Consider the following 14,354-nt stretch of genomic DNA (forward strand, 5'->3'; position numbering starts at 1 on the left):
CCGATAAATCTGCTTTAAAATATATGTTAATATTTTTCCACGACTTATAATAGCCATTAACCCAGAACCGCTCGATCACTTTCGAATTGCTCACCTCTTATACGCTGGAACTCGCGTAATAAATCTTCCACCCTTAAACCACGCTTCGCCTTTCCGCTTACTTCAAAAATAATTTGACCTTTATCCATCATTACCAAACGATTACCTAAATCCAAGGCTTGCTGCATATTATGTGTAACCATCAGCGTAGTAAGGCCTGAATTGGCGACAACCTCTTTTGTAAGCTCTGTTATTAACGCTGCACGTGAGGGATCTAAAGCAGCTGTATGTTCATCTAACAACAAAATATCCGGGTCAGTAAAAGTGGTCATTAAAAGAGATAATGCCTGCCTTTCTCCACCTGATAAAAAACCTACTTTCGCATTCAATCTGTTTTCCAGACCAAGGTTCAGTGTCTTTAATCGGTCTCGGAACATCTCTTTCCTTTTTTTAGTTACACCAAATACAAGCTTTCTTTTTTTATTACGCGCATAGGCCATTGCCAAATTTTCTTCAATTGTCATCGAGGGGGCTGTACCTGCCATTGGATCTTGAAATACACGTCCGATAAAGGCGGAACGTTTGTATTCCGGTAAATGGACAACCTGTCGTCCATTGATTAACACATCTCCAACATCAGGGTATAGATTACCGGAGATAGTATTCATCAAGGTTGATTTTCCTGCCCCATTGCTTCCAATTATAGTAACAAAATCTCCCTTTTTAAGATTGAGGTTTATATCTGTCAATGCCTTCTTCTCGTCTGGAGTCCCTTCATTGAAGGTAATGGAAATATCTTTTAAATCCAACATAGTTACGCCCCCTTTGCATGTTGATGAAGTTGTGCTCGTTTCTGTAAACGACGCTGCTTTTCTTTTCGCGCGTGTACTATTTTAGGTGTAATTAATGCTGCTATTACTATAAGAGCAGTCATTAGCTTCATATCTCCTGTTTCTACAAAGTCAAAACGCAGAGCAACTGTTACGATCATACGATATATAATAGCTCCCCCGATTACCGCAATAGTCGCCCTGGCAACGGTTTTGGTACCAAATAATGCCTCACCAATAATTACGGAGGCGAGCCCTATTACAATCATACCTATCCCCATTCCAACATCTGCAAAGCCTCCAAGTTGAGCAATTAAAGCACCAGCAAGAGCTACCAATCCATTGGAAATTCCTACACCAATGATTGTCAGATTATCTGTATTTGCTGATAAGCTGCGAATCATACGTTTGTTGTCACCAATCGCTCTTAGTGCTAAACCAATTTCTGTCTTAAGGTAAAAATCAGTTACTAATTTTATAGTGATTGTAATTACTAGCATAACGATTAAAAAGGCCCACGTGCTTGGCAATCGATCCGCACCCATCGCAGTTAATAAACCATTTAAGGCCTGGTCAACACCGGTATTACCCCAAATCGTTTGCAGTTGGGTGAAAATGGTTGTTTCATTTAATAGCGATAGAGTAGGCGTATCCATGATCCTTAAATTAATGGAATAGAGTGCAGTCATCATCAGAATCCCTGCAAGCAGGGCGTTAATTTTACCCTTTGTATGCAATAAACCGGTAATACATCCTGCAAGAAAACCTGCTCCAATTGCAAATATAGTAGCTATAACCGGTGGGACTCCGTTAATAATTGAGATTGCTGCGACGGCACCTCCGGTAACGAAACTGCCATCTACAGTTAAATCCGGGAAATCTAAAATACGAAAGGTTAAATAAACTCCCAATGCCATTATTGCATAAATGATTCCTGATTCTACTGCACCAAACATAGCTATTAGCATCGTATATCCCCTTCCTTCCGTATTTGATATGTGTATTTGGTGCAAGGAAGAGCCAGGTTGTCTCCTGGCTCTGTTATAGTTATTATCCTACTCATTTTCAACAAATTGGGCTGTGTTATCCCATTCGTCATTCCATTCTACGTTTTGTTCTTCTGCTGCTTGTTTATTAATAAACAGTTGTATTTCAGGCGGATATTCAACAGGGAAATCGCTTGGTTTCTTTTCACCCTGCAAAATTTGTGCCGCCATTTCACCTGTCCGGTAACCTATTGTATGATAGTCAATACCAAAAGTGACAAAGCCACCTTTTGCTAAGGAATCCGGTTCACCAACAATAAGTGGGATATCCTGTTCATTTGCAACTCCTACCACACTGTCCAATGCAGATACTACTGTATTATCAGTAATGATATAAAATACATCAATGTCACTAACAAGTGAATTAGCGGCCTGTTGAACCTCAGCAGAATTTGCTACAGTGCGCTCTTCTATTTTAAGATCTGTACCCTCTGCTGCTTTACGAACAGCCTCGATTTGGGTAACAGAATTCTGTTCTCCAGCATTATATAACATTCCTATTGTTGCACCAGCGAAGTTTTTATTTAAAAATTCGATTGTTTGATCAATTTGTTCTGGGTGCAGATCAACAACCCCCGTAATATTCTCCCCAGGCTCATCCATGGAAGAAACCAATCCTGCATCGACTGCATCGGTTACCGAGGTAAATACAATTGGGATATCTTTCGTTGCTTGCAATGCTCCTAAGGCACTTGGTGTGGAATTTGCAAAGATAAGATCAACCTGATCAGCAACAAAATTATCTGAAATTGGTTTCACATTATTTTGGTCACCTTGCGCACTTTGAAAATCATATTCAACATCCAATCCAGCTTCCTTTAAAGCAGCCTGAAACCCTTCGTATGCTGCGTCCAGTGATGGATGCTCTACGATTTGGCTGGCTCCTATTGTGTATGTTTCTTTCTTTGCTGCATCTTCACTTTTTTCTTTATCTCCTTCCGAGCCAGCAGCATTATTTGATCCACAAGCTGATAATAGTACCATTGCAATTAACATTGCTAAACCAATTACTTTCTTCAATTTGCTTTCCCCCTGTTATGTGCTAAAGTATTGAAAATGTTAAGCGTGATTATATCATATATTTATCGAAATTAATATAGTTTTCTAAAAAATCTTGAAAAATAATAAAAGCAATTGATGGCGGTAAGTGAGTAGAAATAAGTAGTGAGGAAGTTATAGTGCATCATAAAAAGAAGAGGCCACAAAACGGCCTCTTCTTTTGCTAGTGCTTATTTTTTTCGTTTAATACCAATAACTCTTCCTACTTCTTTCGGATTTTCGTCAGGTGTATGATTTTTCGCAAGTTCTTCCACCTGCTTAAACACTTCTTCAGGAAACGGGGAAGCCTTTCCTGATGTCTGATCAATGCCCATCAACATTTGTTCTGAAGTGGCTGCACGTTTACCGTCAGCTCCGTATAATTCAAAAAACACATGAACACGCTTTGCATCATAATCAATTATTTTCAGATGTACCTCTAGCTGTTCATTCAAGCTCATTTCTGCTAAATAACATACATGTGTTTCCATGGTGAAAATCGTATAATTATTCTCTTTGCGCAACGTATCATCGATCCCAACTAATTTCATGAACCGGTCTACGCCCCAACTGAACACACGTACATACTCCGCATCGTTCATATGACCATTGTAGTCAATCCATTCCTCACGAACCTTATCTTCAAGGATTACTTTAGACTTTGTCATTTGATCGTCCCCCATCTATAGCTTTCCATTCATTGTAGCTGCAGGCCAGTACTTTTCCAAGAGCTCTTGTAATTCGACTAAGAATTCGTCTCTACGCTCTTCCAGTTTTTCCATAGAAACACCTTCTGTTTGGTTTTCACAGCCTGTAATAACCTTTTCTGCAAGCTCATCTGTCAGCTCAGGAGCCTCTAGTTTTGTCCATGGAAGCTTAAGTGCAGGACCGAATTGTTCCAATAGATGGCGCATCCCTTGCTTGCCGCCACCCATATGCAGGGTTAGAAATGGCCCCATTAACGCCCATCTCAAGCCAGGTCCGTACACGATAGATGCATCCACTTCTTCTGTAGTAGCTACGCCATCATTTACAATGTGTAACGCTTCTCTCCATATTGCTTCCATCAGACGGTCTGCAATATGTCCTTCAATTTCTTGTTGAACAATAAGTGGCTTCATTTTCATAATCGCATAAAATTCTCTTGCCTTTTCAAGGTTACTATCAGATGTCTTTTTCCCACCTACCAATTCAACCAAAGGCATCAAATATACTGGGTTAAAAGGGTGTGCTACAATAACACGTTCCGGATGATTTGTGCAATCCGCCTGTAAAGTACTTGGCAAAATCCCTGAAGTACTTGAACCAATAATTGTTGCTGCTGGAGCATGTTTATCAATCTCAGCAATAACCTTTCGTTTTAATTCTTCTCGTTCAGGTACATTTTCTTGTATGAAATCAGCTTCAGAAACAGCTTTAGTTAAATCTGGCTCAAAATATAAATTATTCTTGGAAGCATTCTCAGCCAATCCCATTTTTTCCATATATGGCCATGCGTGAGCAACTGCTTCTCGAGTGCGTTGCTCAGCACTTGGATCCGGATCACTCGCAGTAACGGTAAAACCATTTGCCAAGAACCTTGTAATCCATCCGTTGCCAATTACACCTGTACCGACAACTGTAATATGCTTTATTTGCTGTATGTTCAAATTCTCTGCTGACATTTTATTTATTCCGCCTTTCCATTCGGGTTACGCAGATTTAAAAAGCTTCTTGCTTCCGCTGGTGACATAACATCTGCTCCTAAGCTCTGAACAATACCTACTGCTTTGTCTACCAATTGTTCGTTTGTTGCTAAGGTACCTTTCTTCAGATAAAGGTTATCCTCCAAGCCAACTCGTACATTACCACCTTGAAGAACTGATTCAGCAACCATAGGCATTTGCATGCGACCAATACCGAAAGCAGCCCATGTTGCATTTTCAGAAATGCGCGACCGCATGTAGGCCAATGTTTCTGCATCAGCGTCTGCTCCCCATGGAATCCCTAAACAAAACTGAAACATCGGATCTCCCTCGATAAGCCCTTCTTTTACCAATTGATTGGCAAATCGAATATGACCTGTGTCAAAACATTCTAACTCTGGCTTTACACCGCTATCTTTAATAAGTTTTGCTTGTTTACGAAGCCAATCTGTAGGACTAATATACACTTGATCTCCAAAGTTAACACTTCCACAGTCTAATGTGCAGATTTCAGGTAATAATAAGCCAACAGGTTCATGACGTTCCTCAGGTGTTTGCATGTCTGTTCCCTCTGCACCTGTAGCAGGATTTGATTCACTCGGAATCCAGTCTCCACCGCCACCTGCAGTAATATTAATAATTACGTCTGTGTCAGCTTCACGAATTCGCTCTACAATTTCCTGAAAAAGCTTAACATCATGACTTAATTTCCCAGTTTCAGGATCGCGGGCATGCACATGGGCAATTGTAGCTCCAGCTTTAGCAGCTTTTATAGCAGAATCTGCAATTTCTTTCGGTGTTACCGGAACATGAGGACTCTTTTCCGTCGTTTCTCCCGCTCCTGTTACAGCACATGATAAGATTACATTTCTATTCATATTTCTCCTCCTAAAATTCAGATTAAATATTGTATTAGTTGTCATTTAATTAGTATAGAAATTATTTATTTTTCTATTATGAATTAACCATACTATAAGTAAAGATTATTTTAAAACACCATTTCACATAGTATTTAAGAGTATATAAGAGGATTTTAACGTTATATTACCATAAACTTTATACAATAAATATTTCACAAAGTTTATGTAAAATAACAGGCGTTGTCTAATCCCCTTATGTTTGTTAATCTAAAAAAGCAAACGTTCGGAAAATAGAAAGGATGTTATAATATGAAAGCAAGATTAATTGATTGGCCAACGTTTATCAGTGCCTTAATTTTATTACTTGCTGTTTCTATACCTCTTATTATTTTTCCAGAGGCAGGAGCACAGGTTGTTAATGAAGCAAATAAGTTTATGACAGGAAACTTTGGAATACTTTATCTGTTGTTGGGCTTATTGGCATTTGTATTTCTTATCTTTGTCGCATTTAGTAAGAATGGGCAAATAAAGTTAGGTAATCGAGAAGAAAAGAAAGAATTCGGAACTTTTTCTTGGGCTGCCATGTTATTTGCCGCAGGTATTGGCTCAAGTATTTTGTATTGGGGAATGATTGAATGGGCTTACTACTATCAAGGTCCTCCTTTTGGTTTAACTCCAGAATCAAAGGAAGCAATTTCTTGGGCTTCTACTTATGGTATTTTTCATTGGGGGCCTATCGCTTGGGCCATCTACACTTTACCCGCCTTACCTATTGCCTACTTCTATTATGTTAGAAAAAAACCTGTCCTAAAAATTAGTGAAGCTGTTCGCCCCGTATTAGGGAATCTGGTTGATACTCCTCTCGGTGTGGTTATTGATGTATTATTTATGTTTGGACTAATGGGTGGGGCTGGTACAACATTGGCACTTGGTACTCCAATGATTGCTGAAGGTATTCATGATCTTACCGGAATCCCTGTGACCCTTGGTTTAAAAGCTGTCATCATGTTAATATGTACTGCTATTTTTGCTATCAGTTCGTATTCTGGTCTAAGCAGAGGAATTAAGGTTTTAAGTGATGTTAACCTGTGGTTGGCAATTTTTATCTTGGCATTTATCTTTATTTTAGGACCAACTGTATTTATCAGTGAAACTACTTTCACAAGTATTGGTCTCATATTAGATAATTTCTTTAGTATGGCCACCTGGCTGGAACCCTTCCGAAATATGGGTGGGTTTACTGAAACGAAATTCCCTGAATCTTGGACTGTTTTCTACTGGGCATGGTGGGTAGTTTATGCTCCATTTGTCGGGTTGTTTGTTGCCCGTATTTCCAGAGGCAGAACAATAAAAGAAATGATACTCGGTACAATGATTTACGGTACAATTGGATCTTTACTATTCTTTGGGATTATGGGTAACTTTGGTCTTTATCTTCAGCTTTCCGGAGCATTTGATGTTATTGGATTCATGAATGAGTTTGGAGCTCCAGCAGCGATTATTGCTATTTTACACCAGTTACCGATGTCATCTATTATTGTCGGGATATTTACTGTACTTGCTATCGTATTTCTAGCAACTACTTTTGACTCTTCATCCTATATTTTAGCATCTGTTGTACAAAAAACAGTTCAATCAGAACCACTGAAGTGGAATCGTCTCTTCTGGGCATTCACTCTATGTCTGTTGCCATTGGTTCTTATGTTTATTGGAGATTTGGAAGTACTGCAGACAGCAAGTATCGTGGCAGGTTTCCCGGTTATTTTCATTATGTTCCTACTAGCATGGTCCTTCTTGAAAGCCTCAAACAATGATATTCGGGCATCGAAAGACTACCGATCGCCAACCATTCACATTAATCGTAAAGAAATTTTAGAAAAACAGAAAAAAGAGAAGTAGCAATTTTTCATTTCAATTGAGTGGAGAATGAGCGGAACCTTCTACTAAAATAAAAACGTAACATTAAATAAGAGAGTGATTCATGTACTAACCACATGGACCACTCTCTTACCTTTATTTATTCGTTCTAATATTTTGAGGTTATTCAATGATTCGCAATATAAATAGACTGCGAAGTAACTGTAAGTATTGTAAATTACTGTTTCTAAAAGATACACTACTAAAATATATTTTAATACATTTTGATGATCATCAACCGCCCGCGGAAAGCGGAATATTTCCCCGTAGTGGTGATTTACGCAGCCTCTATATTTTTAGTTAGTTCGCATTTTACTCCTACTATGCATGTACAGATAATGTTTGTACACCAACATTTGCAATAGATCCATTGCCTCATGACGAGCTATCAGCTATCCTGCATAATTAATCTTTTTCTTCTCTCACGTACTTGCCATGCTCAGGTACTGCAATCTCCTGGAAGTTGCGTGTTAATTTATCCAATTCTTGCTGAAGCTCATCTCCCAGCATAGGGATTCCATGGCCTGTAACTGCATGAAGAGGATTTAATGACGCTAATTTCTTTACAGAGTTTTCAGCAGCTTCCCAGTCAGGAGTAAAATATCTTGGTGGACCATTTATCTCTTTTTCTTGCTTAATCACTTCAAACATTTCATCTTGTTTTACCGTTGTGAATGCATCTCCAGCTATCAGGGTACTGTCTGATTCACGGAATAGAGAAACATGTCCTGGTGTATGCCCTGGTGTATGATACCATTTCCAATCAGGCATATGAGGAACTGTTCCATCAACCGGTAATTCATGAACATAACCACTTAAATCTATTGGGTCATTCGGGAAGTATTTGGATAACTTTGCTACCAACCCACCAGCAACGGTTGGATCTGGCTCCAGATAGCTGGTTTCGTTTGTAATATAAGGGATTTCCAGTGGATGAGCATACACAGGTACATCCCATCTTCTCAATAGTTCTGCAGCTGAACCTACATGGTCAAAATGGCCATGAGTTAAAATGATTGCTTCGGGTCTGCTGTTTTTTCCAAATAGTTTTTCTGCTTCTTTTTCTATTTCATCTGCTGATCTTGGCATTCCCGCATCTACTAACACCCAATGCTCCTTACTGCCAACAAAGCATAAATTTACAACCTGATTCGTATAACAATGAACATCATTAGCCAAAAGACGAACATTACCATTTCCCACAGAAGTCATGGGCATTACTTTATTTTCATATGGGTTATTAACCATGTCTACACCTCCATATAGCTTTTACTCATTTTTTCCCTTAACCATCTTTAAATAAACACATGCATTAACTAATCCTTTAATACAAATTCCTTACGAAAACAAAAATCCACCACCATTACTGTAAATGTTCTGGTGGTGGATCTGTGTGTTCATGCTGTTTCACTTCAGCAAACAAATTATTATCGCTCTCTTTGTTAACAACTGTATTTTGTTGTAAGTTCTGGATAAATTGATTATTGTTTTGAAAGGCAATTTGGTCGAGCTTTAACTGTAAATCTTCTTTCAATTTTAGCAGGTCTTGTTTGGTAGCTGGCTGAGCTGATGGCTTTAGAGTAAACCCTACTTGGCCATTGGGTTCCAGGGTAGCCCATTGCACATCCTCAATATTCGTAACATTATGCTGTCTCAGGTTTGTTTCCAACTGATCAATCGTCAATCTCATTTTCTTTAAATTTTTTTCATTCAACTTTCCATTCTCTATAACAACTTTAGATTTCCCGGAAATTAAATTCTCAAAAAAATCACCCTTAATCTGGAGAGACTCCATTAAAATTAAAGTCAATACTAAAATCCCTCCAACACCTAAGGTCACCCATATATTTTTACCAGCAACAGGTTGGATGAGTAAAGAACCAATTGCAATCATGATCACAGTTTGGGCCAAGGTCATTTGCGAAATCGACTTTCTTCCCGCAATTCGAAGCAAAAAGGTGCCACCTACAACGATAAGGATTGCTTTCCAAATCCAGTCAAACTCCATTTGTGAATAAACCCCATTTCACAAGCATTTTTGCTTAGTTTGCCACATTTGCCCAACCTTATTCACTATATGATTTGGTGTTCCCTGCTACGTATACTAATAGGTTCATTTTGTTCCATATAGACACTATGCCATACCATAAAGGTTAGAACTGTCCATAACTTTCGAGAATAGTCGCCTTTCATTTGCGCATGTTTTTCCAATAAAGAAAAGATAACGTTTTTATCAAAAATATGCTCTGTCTGGCTTTCTCTTATAAGATTTTTAGCCCATTCGTATAGTTCCTCTCTCAGCCAATGTTTTATAGGGACAGGAAAACCAAGCTTTTTACGGTTTATTACATGTTCTGGCACAATTCCCTGTGCAGCTTTTCTCAAGATTGATTTTGTAGTGCCTTCTGCAATCTTTTGTTCTACCGGAATTTTACTTGCTAAGTCGAAAACTTCTTTGTCTAAGAATGGAACTCTCACTTCTAATGAATGGGCCATTGACATTTTGTCTGCTTTTAAAAGTATGTCTCCAATCAGCCATGTATGCATATCAATGAATTGCATTTGTTGAGTAGGATGACTTTCTTTAACCTGCGCATACAATGGCTCTGTCCATGATTTATAGGTGTAGTTCGGGTTATACTGTTTAAATAACTGGTTCTTTTCCTGTTCTTCAAATATTTTAGCATTACCAATATATCTGTCTTGTAACGGTGTTGTACCTCGCTGAAGAAAACTTTTTCCTTTCATTCCTTCCGGGAGGATACATGACAGCTGATAGATCTTTTTACTAAGTACGGAAGGTAGATACTTAAAATACTTTAGTGATTCTGCTTCCCTGTATATTTCATATCCTCCAAATAACTCATCAGCCCCTTCACCAGAAAGAACGACAGTTACATCTTCCTTTGCTTTTTTTGATAAAAAGTAAAGAGGGATACATGCTGGATCTGCCAATGGATCGTCCATGTGCCACATGATTTTAGGTAAGGCTTCAACAAATTCTTGTGGTGTAATTAGACTAGAGATATTTTCTACATTAAGTTTTGCCGCCGTCTCTTGTGCAACATCTATTTCTGAGTAACCATTTCTAGCAAAGCCAACTGAAAACGTTTTAATTTTAGGGTTTATTTCTCTCGCTAATGCTACAATAAACGTTGAATCGATTCCACCGGAGAGAAATGCGCCTAACGGTACATCACTCTGCATATGTTTGTGAACAGATTCCGACAAAACATCTTTAATCTGGTGAATGACTTGTTTTTCACTGCTCAAAACCGGATTGAATGCAGGCTTGAAATAAGAATATGTTTCTAACGGTTCTCCCCACTCTTTAATAAAATAGTTCCCTGGCTCTAAGGTACATACCCCTTCTGTTAATGTGAGTGGGTTAGGTACATACTGAAAAGAAAGGTAATGCTGGATAGCAACGGTATCTAGAACATTCAGCTGATTTAAGTAGGTAATACATTTTCTTTCCGAAGCAAACGTAAACTCACAGTCACTTTCACAGTAATATAGTGGTTTGATACCAAAATGGTCCCGCGCTCCATACAGCGTCCTTTCTTCTGAATCCCATATTATTATTGAGAACATGCCACGAAGCTTAGAAAAGGCTTTAACTCCAATACTCTGAAATAACTTTGCTACAACTTCTGTATCAGAATCTGTGTGGAACTCAAATCCTTCAGACCTTAACTCTTCCCTAAGAATTTTATAATTATATATTTCCCCATTAAAAGTGAGCACGTATCTACCTCCGCCAAAGTAGAATGGTTGAGATCCTGCTTTTAAATCCATAATTTTAAGTCGACGGAAAGCTAAAGCCATATACGAATCACTATAATAACCCTCCTCATCCGGCCCCCGATGCTTAATTAGCTTATTACTTTCCTTAATTGCTGTAAGATGTTCTTCACTAAATGCTGTATTTTCTTTTAAGAGTACACCCACAAATCCACACATATCTCTTCAGCCCCCTATTATTTGACTACTTTAAAGCTCTCTAGCATATAATTAAATCTAGCACCATGTCCTTCTGCAGCCTCCAAAAAATAAGCCTGTTTAATAACAAACACCTGCCCATTTTCCTGTTCAGTAACATAATATCTATGAACAGGTGTATCCCACTGATTGCCAACTTTTCCCAACTCACTGGCAGATTCCCTCCCAATTCCCCGCAACATTGTGGATGAAATTGGATTATTGACCGTTTCTTCCTCCACTATTTCCAACCCTTCCTTATCTATCTCCGTTTTAATTTGCTTTACAATTTCCCCACTTGGCACACCGCTTTCTTTACTTATTTCCATGTATACTTCTGGATAGTTTTCACCTAAAGGTTCTTTCGGCTCGACTCGGTCTCCATCTTGCCCCTCAATTAGTTTGTAACGGTCTTCATCAATATATATAATGTAGCGAAGCTCTTCATTAGTCTCTAACTGAGTCTTCATTTCCTCCTTATGCCCTTCTAATTCAATTTCCTGGTTTTTCTCTTCTACGAATAATTCCTTTATGTCTTGTATCATTGCTTGCCCTGTCTCTGTCATGAAACCAAATATCAAAAGTGCAATGGTAGCAACTGATGCTATACTGCCCACAAGAATCCTCTTCCTCTTTTTTCGTCGACGGGGTGCTATGAAAAGTTCTTCAGATATCCCTTCCCAAGTCTTTCGCTTAAGTTCCGAATTAACATTCGTATACCTATTTACAGATTTCTTTAACTGCTCATCAAATTGGTTACTATTCACCTGCAACACCCCCTACAATCTCTTTCAATCGTTGCCTGGCTTTATACAGCCTCGATTTCACGGTGTTAACATTTAGTTCAAGAATCTCAGCAATCTCTTTTTCCTTAAATTCATTTAAATATTTTAGAATAAGTACAGTTCGGTGATTGTCATCAAGCTCCTCCATTGCTACTTCTAAGTCTTCTATCCATACTTCACTATCAGAGTCTGTTTTTTTACTGTTAAAATAATCTAGTAGTTGCTCTGTTTCCATACTGATTGCTTGCTTTGATTTTTTTGCAATATACCTTTTTGCTTCATTTATTAATATTTGATAAAACCATGGTTTGAAAGGTTTTTTCATATCATACTTGTCCAGGTTTCGATATACTTTTATGAAGGTTTCCTGAACAATATCAGAAGCATCTGATTGATTTTTTGTTATACCATAAGCTGTTCGAAGTGAGTAATCAGCATATGTATTATATAGCTTTTCGAAGGCTTCCTGATCCCCGTTCTTTATTTTTCGGATAAGCTTTTTCTCTCGATCAAACAATGGAGCACCCCCTCTTTCAAATTGCTCTTACTATATATACCTTTATATTAAGTAAAAAGTTTCCATTTGAAATAAATTATTTTTAGGTTTTCGTTTTCTGCGGTATACTGTTAGCTGAACTTTAAATTATTATTGATTGCAATGTTTAAAAAGGGGTATTAATTATTAGTGAAATAAATACAATAGAGGTGAGAGGTATGAATGATACTAACCAAAATGACTGGGAAGTTATCCGATTTGATGGTGACCTCACTTCATTAGAAGAGACAGAAGTTGCAGAGGAATTCCCATTAACCGTTATGATAAATGGCGAAGAATTTGCAACAATGGTTTGTTCTCCATCCAATTTAGAAAGTCTAGTTATCGGATTCATTGCGGCAGAAGGTGTTATTCGTTCTTTCGACGAGATTTCCTCTCAATCGATAGATAGAGAACAAGGCTTTGCATATATTGAGCTTACTCGCTCTTTTTCTACTAACCAACAAGATTATTCAAAACGTTTTATCGGTTCTTGCTGTGGGAAAAGTAGACAATTTTATTTTCAAAGCGATGTAAAAACTGCCAAGACTATAAGAAATAACCTTTCTATATCAGCAAATCAATGCTATAAATTAATGAGGGAATTGCAGGAACGCTCCGAACACTTCAAGCGAACTGGCGGAGTACATAATGCAGCACTTTGCACAGTAGAGGAATTACTGTTTATGTGCAGTGATATCGGCAGGCATAATGCCTTGGATAAAGTATATGGTTCTATTCTTCAGGAACGTATCCCTTTAAAGGATAAGTTAATTGTTTTCAGTGGAAGGATATCTTCAGAAGTCTTATTAAAAGTATCTAAGATTGGAGTAGGTATTATTATTTCCAAATCCGCCCCGACAAACCTGGCATTAGAATTGGCAACTGATTTGGGGATAACTATTGCAGGTTTTGTTCGTGGCAATAGAATGACTGTATTTACAAACGCCCACCGCATTAGTGAAGCGAATAATAAAAACAATTGAGGAGTCACAGGTTGCCCCCCAACATAGTCCCGCTAACGATGTGGTGTCGATTACTCTTTCTGAAAAAGAAAAGCTGTCATGGCAGGTAGTAATTTACCTGCCATGACAGCTTTTTATCTGTTCATACTGGAGAAGAAGTCTGCTAATGGATCTTCCTCTTCTTCTTCCTTCTCTTCTTCCTGATGGATGTCCAGATCCAATCCGTCCATATTCATATCATCCAGATTACCGACGAATGTTTCTTCCGGTTGTTCATCCTCCTCCTGAGCCATAGCTGATTCTTGTAAATATAATGCTTCATCAATATTGCTCGTATTACTATTTAATGCAGCAAGAAGCGAGGAAGCACGCATTGGATCACTCAGCAGCTGGTATAGAATGGTGCCAATTAGTGCTTCAGAGTGTTCATGCTTTAACCAGCTTTTTTGCTCTTTAGTCAATTGCTTCGGCAAAGGAATGGTGATTGTCTCTCTTTCCCTGGAGAATGTTTCGTTTACACCCTTTAGAACAAACTGAGCAATTTCACTCGAGAAGTTTCTTCTTTCCCTCTCTTTGAGTCTTTGTAGTTGTTTTAATAGATAATCAGGTGTATCGGAAGGAACACGAAAGGTTATTGATTGCCCGCGTTCTATACTTTTATTAGACATGATCT

At 38.3% G+C, this 14,354-nt stretch carries 14 protein-coding genes; 2 read left to right on the forward strand and 12 right to left on the reverse strand.

Annotation, left to right across the window (positions count from 1 at the left end):
• Positions 1–56: 56 nt before the first annotated feature.
• The 6 genes from BME96_RS17655 to BME96_RS17680 all read right to left on the reverse strand — a co-directional run bounded on the left by BME96_RS17655 (position 57) and on the right by BME96_RS17680 (position 5,516).
• Positions 57–851: an ABC transporter ATP-binding protein gene (locus BME96_RS17655; protein ID WP_060679726.1), complete on the reverse strand. Its 795-nt coding sequence runs from the start codon at positions 849–851 to the stop codon at positions 57–59.
• A 2-nt stretch (positions 852–853) separates the two neighbouring features.
• Positions 854–1,837, reverse strand: coding sequence for an ABC transporter permease (locus BME96_RS17660; RefSeq protein ID WP_060679724.1), 984 nt, complete (start codon positions 1,835–1,837; stop codon positions 854–856).
• 87 nt (positions 1,838–1,924) lie between these two features.
• Complete coding sequence (locus BME96_RS17665; protein ID WP_060679722.1) at positions 1,925–2,935, reverse strand: ABC transporter substrate-binding protein; 1,011 nt, start codon at positions 2,933–2,935, stop codon at positions 1,925–1,927.
• Positions 2,936–3,144: 209 nt separating this feature from the next.
• Positions 3,145–3,621 carry a thioesterase family protein gene (locus BME96_RS17670; protein ID WP_071649779.1) on the reverse strand — a complete coding sequence of 159 codons (477 nt, stop codon included), beginning with the start codon at positions 3,619–3,621 and terminating at the stop codon, positions 3,145–3,147.
• A gap of 15 nt (positions 3,622–3,636) precedes the next feature.
• Positions 3,637–4,617, reverse strand: coding sequence for a 3-hydroxyacyl-CoA dehydrogenase NAD-binding domain-containing protein (locus BME96_RS17675; RefSeq protein WP_071649780.1), 981 nt, complete (start codon positions 4,615–4,617; stop codon positions 3,637–3,639).
• A gap of 5 nt (positions 4,618–4,622) precedes the next feature.
• Positions 4,623–5,516, reverse strand: coding sequence for a beta-keto acid cleavage family enzyme (locus BME96_RS17680; RefSeq protein WP_019376457.1), 894 nt, complete (start codon positions 5,514–5,516; stop codon positions 4,623–4,625).
• Positions 5,517–5,807: 291 nt separating this feature from the next.
• On the opposite strand from BME96_RS17680, the gene BME96_RS17685 reads away from it, so the two are divergent.
• Complete coding sequence (locus BME96_RS17685; RefSeq protein WP_019376458.1) at positions 5,808–7,397, forward strand: BCCT family transporter; 1,590 nt, start codon at positions 5,808–5,810, stop codon at positions 7,395–7,397.
• A gap of 423 nt (positions 7,398–7,820) precedes the next feature.
• Here BME96_RS17685 and BME96_RS17690 read toward each other — a convergent pair whose 3' ends face one another.
• The 5 genes from BME96_RS17690 to BME96_RS17710 all read right to left on the reverse strand — a co-directional run bounded on the left by BME96_RS17690 (position 7,821) and on the right by BME96_RS17710 (position 12,698).
• Positions 7,821–8,663 (reverse strand): MBL fold metallo-hydrolase, encoded by an 843-nt coding sequence (locus BME96_RS17690; RefSeq protein ID WP_019376459.1) that lies wholly within the window; start codon positions 8,661–8,663, stop codon positions 7,821–7,823.
• 115 nt (positions 8,664–8,778) lie between these two features.
• Positions 8,779–9,423 (reverse strand): DUF421 domain-containing protein, encoded by a 645-nt coding sequence (locus BME96_RS17695; protein ID WP_071649781.1) that lies wholly within the window; start codon positions 9,421–9,423, stop codon positions 8,779–8,781.
• 65 nt (positions 9,424–9,488) lie between these two features.
• Entirely contained in the window at positions 9,489–11,378 is a 1,890-nt protein-coding gene (gene asnB, locus BME96_RS17700) for an asparagine synthase (glutamine-hydrolyzing) (RefSeq protein ID WP_071649782.1), read from the reverse strand.
• A 17-nt stretch (positions 11,379–11,395) separates the two neighbouring features.
• A complete protein-coding gene (locus BME96_RS17705; RefSeq protein WP_071649783.1) occupies positions 11,396–12,163 on the reverse strand; it encodes a hypothetical protein in 768 nt (255 codons plus the stop codon).
• Complete coding sequence (locus tag BME96_RS17710; RefSeq protein ID WP_019376463.1) at positions 12,156–12,698, reverse strand: RNA polymerase sigma factor; 543 nt, start codon at positions 12,696–12,698, stop codon at positions 12,156–12,158. The genes BME96_RS17705 and BME96_RS17710 overlap by 8 nt, the downstream gene beginning before the upstream one ends.
• A 197-nt stretch (positions 12,699–12,895) precedes the next feature.
• Between BME96_RS17710 and fdhD the strand changes: the two genes are divergently transcribed.
• Entirely contained in the window at positions 12,896–13,702 is an 807-nt protein-coding gene (gene fdhD / locus BME96_RS17715) for a formate dehydrogenase accessory sulfurtransferase FdhD (protein ID WP_071649784.1), read from the forward strand.
• 113 nt (positions 13,703–13,815) lie between these two features.
• Here the strand turns inward: fdhD and BME96_RS17720 are convergent, their stop codons facing one another.
• Positions 13,816–14,349 (reverse strand): hypothetical protein, encoded by a 534-nt coding sequence (locus BME96_RS17720; protein WP_071649785.1) that lies wholly within the window; start codon positions 14,347–14,349, stop codon positions 13,816–13,818.
• Positions 14,350–14,354 lie beyond the last annotated feature (5 nt).

The organism is Virgibacillus halodenitrificans, assembly GCF_001878675.1.
Classification (GTDB): Bacteria; Bacillota; Bacilli; order Bacillales; family Amphibacillaceae; genus Virgibacillus_Q; species Virgibacillus_Q halodenitrificans.

Bases quoted from the DNA above. Each gene is read 5' to 3' on its own strand.
- BME96_RS17720 (WP_071649785.1), bottom strand. From the start codon at position 14,349: ATGTCTAATAAAAGTATAGAACGCGGGCAATCAATAACCTTTCGTGTT.
- fdhD (WP_071649784.1), top strand. From the start codon at position 12,896: ATGAATGATACTAACCAAAATGACTGGGAAGTTATCCGATTTGATGGT.
- BME96_RS17680 (WP_019376457.1), bottom strand. From the start codon at position 5,516: ATGAATAGAAATGTAATCTTATCATGTGCTGTAACAGGAGCGGGAGAA.
- BME96_RS17655 (WP_060679726.1), bottom strand. From the start codon at position 851: ATGTTGGATTTAAAAGATATTTCCATTACCTTCAATGAAGGGACTCCA.
- BME96_RS17695 (WP_071649781.1), bottom strand. From the start codon at position 9,423: ATGGAGTTTGACTGGATTTGGAAAGCAATCCTTATCGTTGTAGGTGGC.
- BME96_RS17660 (WP_060679724.1), bottom strand. From the start codon at position 1,837: ATGCTAATAGCTATGTTTGGTGCAGTAGAATCAGGAATCATTTATGCA.
- BME96_RS17670 (WP_071649779.1), bottom strand. From the start codon at position 3,621: ATGACAAAGTCTAAAGTAATCCTTGAAGATAAGGTTCGTGAGGAATGG.
- BME96_RS17685 (WP_019376458.1), top strand. From the start codon at position 5,808: ATGAAAGCAAGATTAATTGATTGGCCAACGTTTATCAGTGCCTTAATT.
- BME96_RS17675 (WP_071649780.1), bottom strand. From the start codon at position 4,617: ATGTCAGCAGAGAATTTGAACATACAGCAAATAAAGCATATTACAGTT.
- BME96_RS17690 (WP_019376459.1), bottom strand. From the start codon at position 8,663: ATGGTTAATAACCCATATGAAAATAAAGTAATGCCCATGACTTCTGTG.
- asnB (WP_071649782.1), bottom strand. From the start codon at position 11,378: ATGTGTGGATTTGTGGGTGTACTCTTAAAAGAAAATACAGCATTTAGT.